The following is a 14,259-nucleotide window of genomic DNA, read 5'->3' on the forward strand; positions in this document are numbered from 1 at the left end:
CGTGTGTCGGTGCCGTCGCCTAGGTTGTGAGCCATGAGCACCAAGAAGGCAGCCCGTTCGACGTACCGCTGCAGCGAGTGCGGTTGGGAGACCGGCAAGTGGGTCGGTCGTTGCGGCGAGTGCCAGGCGTGGGGCTCGGTCAACGAGGTGGGCGCCGGCCCGGTTCGCGCCACCAAGGCGTCACCGGTGACCACCGCAGCCGTCCCGATCGGCAAGGTGTCGGTCGAGGAGTCCACCACCCGCAGCAGTGGCGTGGCCGAGCTCGACCGGGTGCTCGGCGGCGGGCTGGTCCCGGGCGCCGCGATCCTGCTCGCCGGTGAACCCGGCGTCGGCAAGTCGACGCTCCTCCTCGAGGTCGCCGCCCGTACGGCGCAGGGTCGGCGCCGCACGCTCTACATCACCGGTGAGGAGTCGGCCTCCCAGGTGCGGCTGCGTGCCGACCGCACCGACGCCGTGCACGACGAGCTCTACCTCGCCGCCGAGACCGACCTCGGCGCCCTGCTCACCCACATCGAGGACGTCCGTCCCGAGCTGCTGGTGATCGACTCGGTGCAGACCATCGCCGCCTCCGACGTCGACGGCGTGCCGGGCGGGGTCAGCCAGGTCAAGGAGGTCGCCGCGGCGCTGATCCGGGTGGCCAAGACCCGCAACATCACCACAGTGCTGGTCGGTCACGTCACCAAGGACGGCACCATCGCCGGCCCGCGGGTCCTCGAGCACGTGGTCGACGTCGTGCTCCACTTCGAGGGCGACCGCAACTCCCGCTTCCGCATGCTCCGGGCGATGAAGAACCGCTTCGGCCCGGTCGACGAGGTCGGCTGCTTCGACCTCTCCGCCGGTGGCATCACCGCGGTCACCGACCCGAGCGGGCTCTTCGTCGAGCACCACAACCAGCAGGTCGCCGGGACCTGCGTCGCGGTCAGCATGGAGGGCCGCCGGCCGATGCTGGCCGAGGTGCAGTCACTGGTCACGCCCTCGCCGTCCGACAAGCCGCGGCGCACGACGTCGGGGCTCGACTCGTCGCGCGTCGCTATGGTGCTCGCCGTCCTCCAGAAGCACGGCAACCTCCGGCTCCACCAGCAGGACGTCTTCGGGTCCACGGTCGGCGGCGCCAAGCTGACCGAGCCGGCCACCGACCTGGCCATCGCGATCAGCCTCGCCTCTGCGACGTACGGCCGCCCGGCACCGCAGGGCATCGTGGCCATGGGCGAGCTGGGGCTGGCCGGCGAGCTGCGCCGCGTCCGCGACCTGCCCCAGCGGCTGGCCGAGGCCGCCCGGCTCGGCTTCAAGTACGCCATCGTCCCGAGTGACCGCACCGGCGGCGGCACCCAGCGCAAGGCACAGGCGCGCATCCTCGACGGCATGGAGGTCATCGACGTGCCCGACATCGGCGCCGTGCTCCAGCTCCTGGGCTTCCGCGGGCCGGTCGACCCCGTGAACTGAGCGCCGCGTCGATGCCGAGCGTGTGTCGGGTTCCCCTAGACTGACGGCAATTCGACCGGAACCACGAACGGGGACACCTGGCCATGATCGAACGCTCCGAGGACAGCCTGCGCCTGCGCGCCACCCTCGCGTCGATCGCACCGGGCACAGCCCTGCGCGACGGACTCGAGCGAATCCTGCGCGGCCGCACCGGCGCCCTGATCCTGATCGGCTACGACAAGACCGTCGAGTCGATCGCCACCGGCGGGTTCACCCTCGACGTTCCGTTCACCGCGACCGGTCTCCGTGAGCTGGCCAAGATGGACGGCGCGATCATCGTCGACTCCGACCTGACCCGCATCCACCGCGCCGCCGTGCACCTCATGCCCGACCACACGATCCACAGCGAGGAGACCGGCACCCGGCACCGCACCGCCGACCGGGCCGCCCGGCAGACGGGGTTCCCGGTCATCTCGGTGTCGCAGTCGATGCAGATCATCGCGGCGTACGTCGGCGAGACCCGGCACGTCCTCGAGGACTCCGCGCAGATCCTGTCCCGCGCGAACCAGGCGCTGGCCACCCTCGAGCGCTACAAGCTCCGCCTCGACGAGGTCTCCAGCACGCTGTCGGCGCTCGAGATCGAGGACCTCGTCACCGTGCGCGACGTGGCGGTCGTGGCCCAGCGGCTCGAGATGGTCACCCGCATCGCCCGCGAGATCGAGGACTACGTGCTCGAGCTGGGCACCGACGGCCGGCTGCTCTCCCTGCAGCTCGAGGAGCTGATCACCGGCGTCGACACCGAGCGCGAGCTGGTGATCCGTGACTACCTGCCGACCGGACGCCGGGCCAAGAGCCCCGAAGACGTCCTCGGCCGTCTCGAGACCCTCTCCCCGACCGAGCTGGTCGACCCGGCGTCGGTCGCGAAGGCGCTCGGCCTGAGCGCCAGCGAGCACCTCGACGGCGCGGTCGCACCGCGCGGCTTCCGGCTGCTGGCCAAGGTGCCGCGGCTCCCACCCGCCGTGGTCGACCGCCTGGTCGAGCACTTCGGCACCCTGCAGAAGCTGCTCTCCGCGGGCATCGACGACCTGCAGGCCGTCGAGGGTGTCGGCGAGCTCCGGGCCCGCAGCGTGCGTGAGGGCCTCTCCCGCCTCGCCGAGTCCAGCATCCTCGAGCGATACGTGTAAGCAGGCGGCAGCGGGTCTGAGACGCGTCAGCGGATCAGACGATGGTGGTCGAGCGAGCGGCAGGCCTGAGGAACGAAGGCGTGACCCGCGTGTCGAGACCTGGTGAGGTGCAAGCAGACCTGGACCGCGGGTGCTGGCTCAGAAACGAACCCTAGTTGGGCTCAACCGCACCTGATGGCGATGACGAGGCCGACGACGAAGGCTTCTCGGACGTCTTGTCCGACGTCTTCTTCTTCGGCTTCGGCTTCGGCTTCTCGGTCTTGTAGACCGTCTTCGGCTTCGGGTTGACCAGCTCGAACTTGTCGGAGGTCGGCTCGCCACCGAGCGCCGCGGCCTCGACGTGGTACCAGCCGGCGGTGGCCCACTTCGCCGTACGGCTGCAGTCGTCGTCGGAGCGACGACCGTTCCAGACCAGCACGATCCTGGTGGAGGTGGCCGAGCGGACGACGACGTCCTCGCTGGGCACCTTGGCGCACTCCTGGCTGGTCCAGATCAGGTCGCTGCCCGAGGTGATCTTGATGACCATCGTGGAGTTGGAGACCTGGAAGGTGCAGGCCTCGTCGGTTCCGGAGAGCAGGAACGGGATCTCGATGCTGCCGTCGGCCGCGACCCGGTCGAGGTCGGGCTCGACGGTGATGTCGTCGGGTGAGCAGGGGCCGTCGGGCTGCGGCAGCGGTGTGCGGGTCTTCTTCGGCTTCGCGGTCGTCGTGGGGGTCGTGCCGGCGGAGGACTGGTCCGTCGGGTCGCCCGCGGCCTGCTCCGCGACCGGCGTCCCGGACGCGTCGGAGCCTCCGTCGCCGTCGTTGCCCGAGCCGAGCAGACGCGCGAATCCGAAGATCAGCAGGAACGCGGTGCCGAGCACCAGGGCGCGCCGCACCCAGTAGACGCGGGCGGGCAACGGGCCGCGCGGCCGGGTGGCACCACTCATGGGCCCACGGTATCCAGCGGGATCCCCCGATCCGGGGAGCAACACTCGACGCCGCGCCCCGGAGACGTAACATGCGCCCGTGAGCGACCTCCATGACCCACTGCTGGAGTGGTACGACGAGCACGCGCGCGAGCTGCCGTGGCGTGGCAACGGCGCCAGCGCCTGGTCGGTGATGGTCTCGGAGTTCATGCTGCAGCAGACGCCGGTGGCGCGGGTGCTGCCGATGCACGAGGCGTGGATGCAGCGGTGGCCGACACCCTCCGACCTGGCCGACGACGACGCCGGCGAGGCAGTGCGCGCCTGGGGCCGGCTCGGCTATCCGCGTCGCGCCCTGCGGCTGCACGCCGCGGCCACGGCGATCCGCGACCTGCACGACGGCGAGGTCCCCACCGCGCACGACGACCTGCTGGCACTGCCCGGTGTCGGCGACTACACCGCCGCCGCTATCGCGTCGTTCGCCCACGGCCAGCGGCACGTCGTGCTCGACACGAACGTGCGTCGCGTGCTGGCCCGGGCGGCCAGCGGTGTCGAGTTCCCCGCTCCCTCGGTCACGAAGGCGGAGCGCGACCTGGCCACGTCACTGCTGCCCGACGACGCCCCCACGGCCGCCACCTGGGCGGTCGCCACGATGGAGCTCGGCGCCCTGGTCTGTACGGCGAGCAACCCGGCCTGCGGTCGTTGTCCGGTCAGCGACCGCTGCGCGTGGGTGGCCGCGGGGCGCCCGGCGTACGACGGACCGGCGCGACGGACGCAGACCTATGCGGGCACCGACCGCCAGGTGCGGGGCCGGCTGCTGGGCGTGGTGCGTGACAGCGAGGGCGCCGTACCCCGGCACCGGCTCGACGCGGTGTGGAGCGACGAGCCGCAACGCGACCGGGCGCTGGCCAGCCTGGTCGCCGACGGACTGCTGGTCAGGGTCGAGCCCGACCACTTCGCCCTCCCCTGAAATGCACGACAGTCCCCAACGTCCGGCTCCTGCCTTCCCTCAGTGAGGGCGCCAGACGTTGGGGACTGTCGGTGAGAGCTCAGTCCTCGGCGCGGGGCACGTCGACCGGGCCCTCGGTGTCGTCGGGACCCTCGGGGGTCTCGCTGAGCACGTCGCCGGAGACCACGTCGACCGGCTCCAGCGGCAGGCTGTCGGGCAGCGCGCCCACCTTCTGGCCCTTGAACGTGAACGTGGCCGTGGGGCCTTCGCCCTCGACGTCGACCAGCACGATCTGGCCGGGGCCGACCTCGCCGAACAACATCTTCTCGGCGAGGACGTCCTCGATCTCGCGCTGGATCGTGCGGCGCAACGGTCGCGCACCCAGCACCGGGTCGAAGCCACGCTCGGCGAGCAGGTTCTTCGCGTTCTGGGTGAGCTCGAGGGACATGTCGCGGTCCTTCATGCGCAGCTCGACCGAGGCCACCATGTTGTCGACCATCGAGACGATCTGCTCCTGCGACAGCGGCGGGAAGACCACGATCTCGTCGACACGGTTGAGGAACTCGGGCCGGAAGTGCTGCTTGAGCTCCTCGGTGACCTTCGCCTTCATCTTGTCGTAGGTGCCCTGGGTGTCGGACGCGTTGCCGAAGCCCAGGCTCACCCCCTTCGAGATGTCGCGGGTGCCGAGGTTGGTGGTCATGATGATGACGGTGTTCTTGAAGTCGACCACCCGGCCCTGCGAGTCGGTCAGGCGACCTTCCTCGAGGATCTGCAACAGCGAGTTGAAGATGTCGGGGTGGGCCTTCTCGACCTCGTCGAAGAGCACCACGGAGAACGGCTTGCGGCGCACCTTCTCGGTGAGCTGGCCACCCTCTTCGTAGCCGACGTAGCCGGGAGGCGAACCGAACAGTCGCGAGACCGTGTGCTTCTCGGAGAACTCCGACATGTCGAGCTGGATCAGCGCGTCCTCGTCGCCGAACAGGAACTCGGCCAGCGTCTTGGACAGCCACGTCTTACCGACACCGGACGGACCGGCGAAGATGAACGAGCCACCGGGACGCTTCGGGTCCTTCAGGCCGGCACGGGTACGGCGGATCGCCCGGGAGAGAGCCTTGACGGCCTCTTCCTGGCCGATGACGCGCTTGTGCAGCTCGTCCTCCATCTTGAGCAGTCGGGTCGACTCCTCCTCGGAGAGCTTCACGATCGGGATGCCGGTGGCGACGGCGAGGACCTCGGCGATGAGCTCCTCGTCGACCTCGGCGACGACGTCCATGTCACCGGCGCGCCACTGCTTCTCGCGGTCGGCCTTCTTCAGGATGAGCTGCTTCTCCTCGTCGCGGAGGGCGGCAGCGGCCTCGAAGTCCTGGCCGTCGATGGCGCCTTCCTTGCGCTGGCGCACCTCGGCGATCTGCTCGTCGAACTTGCGCAGGTCCGGCGGGGCGGTCATCCGGCGGATGCGCAACCGGGAACCGGCCTCGTCGATCAGGTCGATGGCCTTGTCCGGGAGGAACCGGTCGGAGATGTAGCGGTCGGCGAGCGTGGCCGCGGAGACCAACGCCTCGTCGGTGATGGTCACCCGGTGGTGCGCCTCGTAGCGGTCGCGCAGGCCCTTGAGCATCTCGATCGTGTGAGCGATCGACGGCTCGTTGACCTGGATCGGCTGGAAGCGGCGCTCGAGGGCGGCGTCCTTCTCGAGGTACTTGCGGTACTCGTCGAGGGTGGTCGCACCGATCGTCTGCAGCTCGCCACGGGCCAGCATCGGCTTCAGGATCGAGGCCGCGTCGATGGCGCCCTCGGCCGCACCGGCACCGACGAGGGTGTGGATCTCGTCGATGAACAGCACGATGTCGCCGCGGGTGCGGATCTCCTTGAGCACCTTCTTGAGGCGCTCCTCGAAGTCACCGCGGTAGCGCGAACCGGCCACCAAGGCACCCAGGTCGAGGGTGTAGATGTGCTTGTCCTTGAGCGTCTCGGGCACGTTGCCCTTGACGATGTCCTGGGCGAGGCCCTCGACGATCGTGGTCTTGCCGACGCCGGGCTCACCGATCAGGACGGGGTTGTTCTTCGTGCGGCGCGACAGGATCTGCATGACGCGCTCGATCTCCTGCTCGCGACCCACGACTGGGTCGAGCTTGCCCTCGCGGGCCTGCTGGGTCAGGTTGCGACCGAACTGATCGAGGACCAGCGAGGACGACGGTGCCTCGGATCCGCTTCCGGACGGCGCGCCAGCGGCCGCGCTCTCCTTGCCCTGGAAGCCGGAGAGCAGCTGGATGACCTGCTGCCGGACCCGGTTGAGGTCGGCGCCGAGCTTCTGCAGCACCTGGGCGGCGACGCCCTCGCCCTCACGGATCAGGCCGAGCAGGATGTGCTCGGTGCCGATGTAGGAGTGGCCGAGCTGCAGCGCCTCGCGCAACGACAGCTCGAGCACCTTCTTGGCGCGCGGCGTGAAGGGGATGTGCCCACTGGGGGCCTGCTGGCCCTGGCCGATGATCTCCTCGACCTGTGCGCGCACGGCCTCCAGCGAGATGTCGAGGCTCTCGAGCGCCTTTGCGGCGACGCCCTCACCCTCGTGGATGAGGCCGAGCAGGATGTGCTCGGTCCCGATGTAGTTGTGGGAGAGCATGCGTGCCTCTTCCTGGGCAAGCACGACCACCCGACGGGCTCGGTCTGTGAACCGCTCGAACATGTACGCACTCCTCAAACTCAGGTACCAGCACCCCGGGACGGGAGGGGCGCGGACATTGGTACCAACGTCTGGCTCCACCCTACGTGTTCCCGACCAACGAGTAATCCGCTCTCAGCGAACAGGATGCCGCTCGACCCGGCGTGAGCAGGTCCTTCAGAGTGAGATCACGACGGGTCGAGGGGCCACCAGGTCAGTTGGCGGCGTCGTAGGCGGCGCGGACGTCGGACGGGATGCGGCCGCGCTCGGGAACGTCGTACCCGTTGTCGCGGGCCCAGGCCCGCACCTCGGCGGCGCTCGTGCCGGACGCGGCGACGGTGCTGCCGGACTTGCGGCGACCGGAGATCCGGCGACCGTGGCCGACGTACGTCGCGAGGGCTTCGCGCAATTGCTGTGCGTGCGCTTCATTGAGGTCGATCTCGTAGTTCACGCCGTCGAGGCCGAAAGTGAGCGTTTCAGAGGCTTCGCTGTCGTCGATGTCATCGACAAGGATGATGTTGACCTTCTGCGCCATGAATTCCTCTTTCTCGTGAATTGAAATTCGATCGAAGGCATCATGGCACGAAGGAATTGTCGTCGAAAATGCCATCGCGCATTCTTCACAATTCTGCGGATCTGCATTCCGGGCGCCTCGCCCCACTGGATTCCGTGACGGTCCGGGCCCCCGGGTAGTTTGAGCGCATGTCCCAGCCCACTCCGCCGCTCCCCGAAGACGCCGTCCTGCTGCACATCGGCCCGCACAAGACCGGCACCACCGCGATCCAGGGCATCCTTGCCGCCGCGCGCGAGGACCTTCTGGAGCACGCAGTGACCTATCCGGGACGCCATGGTGCCCACCACGGCCATGCTCGCGCCCTTCGTCAGCACCCGGCGGGCTGGACCAACGACACCGAAGAAGTCCCGAGCGAGAAGCAATGGGAGAACTTCGCCCGCAAGGTCAGGAACACGCCCGGGCGGGTGGTGGTCAGCAGCGAGTTCTTCGCGCAGTCCGAGCCCGCGGAGATCTCCCGCGCGGTCGCAGATCTCGACCCCGAGAGACTCCACGTCCTCATCGCCGCCCGGAATCCCGGTTCGATCGCTTTGTCGACCTGGCAACAGGTTCTGAGGGACGGCAAGGCCGGGCACCTGTCCGCGTGGCTGGACAAGGGGTTCAAGCGGCAGAGCCCTGCGGTGGTGTCGCGAGGCTTCTGGTCGTGGGCCGACACCGCGACCCTGGTCGAGCGCTGGAGCGAGGTTCTCCCCGTCGACCGAATTCGGGTCGTGGTGATCGACGAGGCGGACCGGGCACTGCTGCCCGCCACTTTCGAACAGCTCCTCGACCTTCCGCCCCAGTTCCTCTCGACCCGCACTCCCGCTTTCAGCAACCGAGGGTTGACCGCCCCGGAAGCCGAACTGTTGCGGCAGGTCATCGAGGAGAACCGCGACCGGCTGACCTGGACCCAGTTCTCGCTGATGATCCGCTACGGGATGGTGGCCCGCATCCTCAAGGAGCGCCGGCCCGACTCGGATGAACCCAAGAGCGCACTGCCTCCCTGGGCTGTCGAGCAGGCCCGGGTCGAAGCAGACTGCATCATCGAACGCCTCAGGGCATCCGGCGTCGCCGTCAGTGGCGACCTCGAGAACCTGCGTCGGCTCCCGGCCACCGGCGAGACTCCGGAGTTCGACCAGATCCCCATCTCCATCGCGGTCCAGGGAATCTCCGGCGCCATCACCTCGGCCCTCAAGGGCATGGAACAGGCCGATGCCCACGGCCGGGAGGAGGCTCTCCGGGAGGCCCAGCTCGCTCGCAAGCCCCGCAAGCACGGTCGCAAGAAGCGCCAGGTCGAAGACATGAGCACGCGTGAGCTGATGAAGGTCCTGAACGCGCGGGTCAGGGCCGGCCTCCGCCGTCGCCTCGACCCGCGCGTCCGGCGCAAGGCCTGAGGCCAGCGGTTGGGATCGGCCCCGCGTCACGCCCTAGGGTGATTTCCCAGCCGCCGTACGACGAGTTCGCCAGACGCACCACAGATCAGACCCGGAAGGAACCCTGCACCTATGAGCAATGAGGCGCGTCCCCTCTTCTCGATCGTGAGTGCCGTCTACAACGTCGCGCCCTACCTGCCCGATTTCATCGCCTCGATCGAGCGCCAGACCCACGGCCTCGACGACGTGGAGATCCTGATGATCGACGACGGGTCCACGGACGAGTCGCCGCGTCTCCTCGCCGAGTGGGCGAACAGGCATCCGAAGACCGTGCGGGTCATCACCCAGGAGAACGCCGGCCAGGGAGCCGCTCGCAACACCGGCATCAAGGCCGCCCACGGCGAATGGATCACCTTCCCCGACCCTGACGACACCGTCAACGACAAGTACCTCCAGGTGGTGGCGGACTTCATCGAGGCGCACCCCGATGCCCACATGGCGGCCACGCACCGGCTGATCTGGAACGAGGCCGAGGACAAGGTCACCGACCGGCACCCGCTGCGCTCGATGTTCCACGCCAACCCCTACGTCGATCTGTCCCTGAACCCCGAGCGGTTCCACGGCAGCTCGCCTGCGACGTTCTTCAGGCTCGACCGGATCCGTGACCTCGGACTCGAGTTCGACGGCCGGATCCGGCCGAACTTCGAGGACGGTCACTTCAACTCGCGCTACCTGCTCAGCTTCGACCAGCCGCGGGTCGGGTTCCTCGACGCTGCCCGCTACCACTACCGCAAGCGCGCCGACGACAGCTCCACCCTGCAGACCGCGCAGGCACACCCCGGCCGCTACAACGTCGTCCCGAAGCTCGGCTACCTCGACCTGGTCGAGCGCGCGCGAGAGCTGCACGGCCGGGTTCCGCGCTGGTTGGAGTCCTTCCTCCTCTACGAGCTGCACTGGTACTTCAAGGCGACCGACTCCCACGCGGCTTCCACCGGCCGCCCACAGGGGGGCCCCATCACGGATGAGTTCCACGCCGTGGCCGCCGAGATCCTCGGGCAGATCGACGTCGACGAGGCGTTGCGCTACGTCCCGCCGACGGTGCCCGGGCAGACCCGACTGGTCCTCGCGCACGGCTACGAGGAGCAGCCGTGGCACGACCCGTTCGTCCACCTCAAGAAGTTCGACGTGGACCAGGTCATCGTCAAGGCGTCGTACTTCTACACCGGGGATCTGCCGACCGAGGTGTGGCGTGCCAACGGTGAGCCGATCGAGCCGCTGCACGCCAAGATCCGCGACCTCGAGTTCTACGGTCGCACACTGATGCACGAGCGTTCCGTGTGGCTGCCCGCCAACAGGTCCCTGCAGCTCGACCTCGACGGCGCCGCTGTCGACATCGTCTACGAACGCCCGTACGGACCGACACGAGTCGCGCCGCCGGGGCAGATCCGCTGGTTCGGCAGCCCGCTGTCGCAGCGCGCCCGCAGCCGGGTCCCCAAGCACCTGCAGATCAAGAAGCCCGAGTCCAGGCAGGGCAAGATCGCCCAGAAGCTGATGCGGACGCCGCGGGTCCGCAAGAAGTACGCCGACGCCTGGGTGCTGATGGACCGGGTGCATGACGCGGCCGACAGTGGCGAGATCCTGTTCCGGTACCTGCGTGCCAACCATCCCGAGATCAACGCCTGGTTCGTCCTCGAGAAGGGCGGCAAGGAGTGGGAGCGGTTCCGCAAGGAGGGTCACGGCGACCGTCTGGTTGCCTACGGCTCGCTGCAGTGGCGGCTCCTGCTCGCCCACGCGAAGCACCTCTTGTCGTCGCACGCGGACGCCGCAGTCGTGGCACCGGCGGAGATCACCGAGTTCACGCCCCGAAACTGGCGCTTCCACTTCCTGCAGCACGGCGTGATCAAGGACGACATCTCCTCGTGGCTGGACCCCAAGGAGATGGACACCTTCGTGGTCAGCACTCGCCAGGAGATGGCCTCGATCGCCGGCGACCACACGCCGTACGTCTTCACCACCCGTGAGGTCGCCCTGACCGGACTGCCGCGCTTCGACCGGCTGCGCGAGGTCGGCCTGCGGTTCCCCCCGGACAAGCGCGATCTGCTGCTGGTCACCCCGACGTGGCGAAACGGACTGCTGCCGCCGGTGATCAAGGGCAGCCAGCGTCGCGAGCTGGACAGCTCGCTGCTCGAGTCCGACTTCGTGCAGCAGTGGATGTCCTACATCTGCGACGACAAGCTGGCCGAGGCGTGCCGGCGACACGGGCTGAAGCTCGGGTTCCTGCCGCACCCCAACCTCCAGCCGCTGCTGCCGATGATGCAACTGCCCGACCACGTGCTCCCGCTGTCCTATGAGGGCGGTGACCCGCAGGAGTTGTTCGCCCGCGCCCGCGCCGTGGTCACCGACTTCTCCTCGATCGCGTTCAATGCCGCCTACCTGCAGCGCCCGGTCGTCTACTTCCAGTTCGACGCCGACACGGTGCTCGGCGGTGGCCACGTCGGTCGGGCCGGCTACTTCGAGTACCCCCGTGACGGCTTCGGTCCGGTCGAGGAGGACAAGGACTCAGCGGTGGCCGCCACCATCGAGGCCCTCGACCACGGCCCGGATCCCCTGCCGGCGTACCAGGCCCGCATCGACGCCAGCTTCCAGGAGCGCGACGGCAAGTGCTGCGAGCGGGTCGTGGCCCACGTGAAGCTCACCGAGGGCAACCGGTCGAGGCTCCCTGCGGAGCCGACGCCGCAGATGCCCGCGACGGTGGTCCGACCATGAGCGACCCCCGCGTCGTGGTGGTGATGGGCAGCTGCATCACTCGCGACAACTTCAACTCCCGGTTCAACGCTGACTACAAGCAGTGGTTCGAGGTCGGGGCGACCACCAACCAGAGCTCGATGATCGCCCTGATGTCACCGCCGGTGGACGAGCCCTGGGAACCACTCGAGCCGATGAAGCCGTACGGCCTGTGGAACGTCGCCTCAGACCTCAATCGCGAGATCCTGGGCCTCATTGCGGAGAATCCGCCGGAGATCCTGATCCTCGACTTCTTCGGTGACGTGCACTTCGGCGTGCTACGCATGGCCGATGGCCGTTTCGTGACCAACAACCGGTGGCGGATCCACAAGACAGACCTCTACCAGCGGCTCATCGACGACGAGCGCACCGAGGTGCTGAGCTGGCAGGCGGACGCCGATGCCTACTTCGAGCTGTGGACCGAGGCGATGGACCGCTTCGCTGCGTTCGTCACCGAGCACTGCCCCACCACCCGGGTCATCGTGCACTGCGGCTTCAACGCCACCGAGGTGATGCGGCCCCACCTGCCGATCCCGGGACGGCTGCACCCGGTCAACAAGGAGGTCAGGCTCACGCACGTCCGCGGCAACGACTTCTGGGCCCGCCTCAACAAGTACGCCAGCACGTCGTACGGCTGGGACAGCATCGACCTCGGCGGCGAGTCGTACACCTCCTTCAAGGAGCACCCGTGGGGGCCCTTCGAGGTGCACTACACGATGGACTACTACCACCGGTTCCTCGGTGAGCTGCACCGACTGGCTCTGCGCGATGACCTGGCCCCCGACCTGATGACGAAGGTCGACGAGATCGCCGACGCGTCCGCGGAGCGTGTCCGCACCGAGCTCGACCGGCTCAGCAAGGCGTTCGACGCAGTCGCGAACCCGCCGGCACGACCCTCGCCCACCGGATGGCGGAAACTGGTGCCGCGCAAGACGGGCGAACGCACCGACCCCGGCCCTCCCGCGGAGGTGGCCCGCCGCGACCACGACCTGCTCGACGCACTCCGCGGCACCGTCGACGACGAGACGTTCGAACGCGTCGCCCAGCTGCCGGCCAGCGCCGACGAGCACGTCGCCGTGCTCCGCGGCATCTGGCTGGCGAGGATCGAACGCAGGCGCGACACGGACGGATCCCGATGACCACGGCACAGGAGGGCATCAAGATGACCACAGTGGCCGTCGTCGGCCAGGGGTACGTCGGACTTCCCGTGTCGATGGGCGCAGTGCGTGCGGGCTGCACCGTGATCGGGATCGACACCGACATCGCTCGTGTCGAGCGCCTGCGTGCAGGCGACTCGTTCATCGAGGACGTCAGTTCCGAAGAGTTGAACGACGCGCTCACCACCGGTCGCTACACCGCGACCAGCGACTGGACCGGGATCACCGCGTTCGACGTCTGCGTGATCACGGTCCCGACGCCGCTGCGCCAGGGAGCACCCGACCTGACCTACGTCGAGGAGTCCGGCCGCGCGATTGCGCCCCACATCACTCCCGGTGCCACGATCATCCTCGAGTCGACGACCTACCCCGGGACCACCGACCAGTTGCTGCTGCCGATCCTGGAAGCCGGCAGCGGCCTGACCGCCGGCAAGGACTTCTTCCTCGGCTACAGCCCCGAACGCATCGACCCGGGCAACCCGACCTTCGGCCTGACCAACACGCCCAAGGTCGTCTCCGGTGTCGACGACGAGTCCCTGTCCAGGGTGCAGCAGTTCTACGACCTGTTCGTCGAGCAGACCGTCCCGGTGTCGAGCACCCGCACGGCCGAGATGACCAAGCTCCTGGAGAACACGTTCCGGCACGTGAACATCGCACTGGTCAACGAGATCGCCACGGTCTCGAGAGACCTCGGCGTCGACGTCTGGGAGGCCATCGACGCGGCCGACAGCAAGCCCTTCGGCTTCATGAGGTTCACTCCCGGGCCGGGCGTCGGCGGGCACTGCCTGCCGATCGACCCCTCCTACCTCCTGTGGCAGGTGCGCCAGACCTCGCGGGGCGACATCCGCATGATCGCAGCGGCCAACGACATCAACGACCACATGCCCGACTACGTCGTGTCCCGGCTGCAGGCCGGCCTGAACAGACGTCGGCTCGCGGTCAACGGCGCCAAGGTGCTCGTCCTCGGGCTCGCCTACAAGAAGAACGTCGGCGACATCCGCGAGTCCCCCGCACTCACGGTGCTCGAGCAGCTGCAGGCACTGGGAGCCGACGTGCGCGTCGCAGAGCCGTTCACCGAGGACAGCCTGATGCCCCGGGGCGTCGTGCGGGCCGCCCTGGACGCCGACAGCCTGGCGTGGGCCGACGCAGCCGTGCTGCTCACCGACCACGACCAGTTCGACTACGACCTGTTGTCGGCCTCGGAGACCTACGTCCTCGACACCCGGAACCGGTGTGCCGGACCGCAGGTGGAATTGCTCTGATCCCGCCCGCTC

The 14,259-nt window shown here is 68.6% G+C and carries 10 protein-coding genes; 7 read left to right on the forward strand and 3 right to left on the reverse strand.

Features of this window, described 5'->3' with window-relative positions; translation table 11 throughout:
• The first annotated feature begins 33 nt into the window (after window positions 1–33).
• Window positions 34–1,443, forward strand: a complete 1,410-nt coding sequence (radA, locus tag ASD30_RS24885) for a DNA repair protein RadA (protein ID WP_056688719.1) — start codon at window positions 34–36, stop codon at window positions 1,441–1,443.
• A gap of 83 nt (window positions 1,444–1,526) precedes the next feature.
• Window positions 1,527–2,606 carry a DNA integrity scanning diadenylate cyclase DisA gene (disA, locus tag ASD30_RS24890; protein ID WP_056688722.1) on the forward strand — a complete coding sequence of 360 codons (1,080 nt, stop codon included), beginning with the start codon at window positions 1,527–1,529 and terminating at the stop codon, window positions 2,604–2,606.
• Window positions 2,607–2,757: 151 nt separating this feature from the next.
• On the opposite strand, the gene ASD30_RS24895 is transcribed toward disA, so the two are convergent.
• Window positions 2,758–3,534, reverse strand: coding sequence for a hypothetical protein (locus ASD30_RS24895; RefSeq protein ID WP_056688725.1), 777 nt, complete (start codon window positions 3,532–3,534; stop codon window positions 2,758–2,760).
• A 79-nt stretch (window positions 3,535–3,613) separates the two neighbouring features.
• On the opposite strand from ASD30_RS24895, the gene ASD30_RS24900 reads away from it, so the two are divergent.
• Complete coding sequence (locus ASD30_RS24900; protein ID WP_056688727.1) at window positions 3,614–4,480, forward strand: A/G-specific adenine glycosylase; 867 nt, start codon at window positions 3,614–3,616, stop codon at window positions 4,478–4,480.
• A 79-nt stretch (window positions 4,481–4,559) separates the two neighbouring features.
• On the opposite strand, the gene ASD30_RS24905 is transcribed toward ASD30_RS24900, so the two are convergent.
• Both ASD30_RS24905 and ASD30_RS24910 read right to left on the reverse strand, forming a co-directional pair.
• Window positions 4,560–7,145 (reverse strand): ATP-dependent Clp protease ATP-binding subunit, encoded by a 2,586-nt coding sequence (locus ASD30_RS24905; protein WP_056688731.1) that lies wholly within the window; start codon window positions 7,143–7,145, stop codon window positions 4,560–4,562.
• 190 nt (window positions 7,146–7,335) lie between these two features.
• Entirely contained in the window at window positions 7,336–7,731 is a 396-nt protein-coding gene (locus ASD30_RS24910; protein WP_442938277.1) for a histone-like nucleoid-structuring protein Lsr2, read from the reverse strand.
• A gap of 92 nt (window positions 7,732–7,823) precedes the next feature.
• Between ASD30_RS24910 and ASD30_RS24915 the strand changes: the two genes are divergently transcribed.
• The 4 genes from ASD30_RS24915 to ASD30_RS24930 all read left to right on the forward strand — a co-directional run bounded on the left by ASD30_RS24915 (window position 7,824) and on the right by ASD30_RS24930 (window position 14,247).
• Window positions 7,824–9,065 carry a sulfotransferase family protein gene (locus tag ASD30_RS24915; RefSeq protein WP_056688737.1) on the forward strand — a complete coding sequence of 414 codons (1,242 nt, stop codon included), beginning with the start codon at window positions 7,824–7,826 and terminating at the stop codon, window positions 9,063–9,065.
• A gap of 111 nt (window positions 9,066–9,176) precedes the next feature.
• On the forward strand, window positions 9,177–11,810 hold the full coding sequence (locus ASD30_RS24920; protein ID WP_056688741.1) for a bifunctional glycosyltransferase/CDP-glycerol:glycerophosphate glycerophosphotransferase: 2,634 nt from the start codon (window positions 9,177–9,179) through the stop codon (window positions 11,808–11,810).
• Entirely contained in the window at window positions 11,807–12,967 is a 1,161-nt protein-coding gene (locus tag ASD30_RS24925; protein WP_056688744.1) for a DUF6270 domain-containing protein, read from the forward strand. Before ASD30_RS24920 ends, ASD30_RS24925 begins: the two co-directional genes overlap by 4 nt.
• Window positions 12,964–14,247, forward strand: coding sequence for a nucleotide sugar dehydrogenase (locus ASD30_RS24930; RefSeq protein ID WP_200951250.1), 1,284 nt, complete (start codon window positions 12,964–12,966; stop codon window positions 14,245–14,247). Before ASD30_RS24925 ends, ASD30_RS24930 begins: the two co-directional genes overlap by 4 nt.
• The last annotated feature ends 12 nt before the right edge of the window (window positions 14,248–14,259 follow it).

It is taken from the genome of Nocardioides sp. Root140 (assembly GCF_001426745.1).
Lineage (GTDB): Bacteria > Actinomycetota > Actinomycetes > Propionibacteriales > Nocardioidaceae > Nocardioides.

Coding starts and splice junctions, on each gene's coding strand:
- radA (WP_056688719.1), top strand. CDS start 34: ATGAGCACCAAGAAGGCAGCCCGTTCGACGTACCGCTGCAGCGAGTGC.
- disA (WP_056688722.1), top strand. CDS start 1,527: ATGATCGAACGCTCCGAGGACAGCCTGCGCCTGCGCGCCACCCTCGCG.
- ASD30_RS24895 (WP_056688725.1), bottom strand. CDS start 3,534: ATGAGTGGTGCCACCCGGCCGCGCGGCCCGTTGCCCGCCCGCGTCTAC.
- ASD30_RS24905 (WP_056688731.1), bottom strand. CDS start 7,145: ATGTTCGAGCGGTTCACAGACCGAGCCCGTCGGGTGGTCGTGCTTGCC.
- ASD30_RS24910 (WP_442938277.1), bottom strand. CDS start 7,731: ATGGCATTTTCGACGACAATTCCTTCGTGCCATGATGCCTTCGATCGA.
- ASD30_RS24915 (WP_056688737.1), top strand. CDS start 7,824: ATGTCCCAGCCCACTCCGCCGCTCCCCGAAGACGCCGTCCTGCTGCAC.
- ASD30_RS24920 (WP_056688741.1), top strand. CDS start 9,177: ATGAGCAATGAGGCGCGTCCCCTCTTCTCGATCGTGAGTGCCGTCTAC.
- ASD30_RS24925 (WP_056688744.1), top strand. CDS start 11,807: ATGAGCGACCCCCGCGTCGTGGTGGTGATGGGCAGCTGCATCACTCGC.
- ASD30_RS24930 (WP_200951250.1), top strand. CDS start 12,964: ATGACCACGGCACAGGAGGGCATCAAGATGACCACAGTGGCCGTCGTC.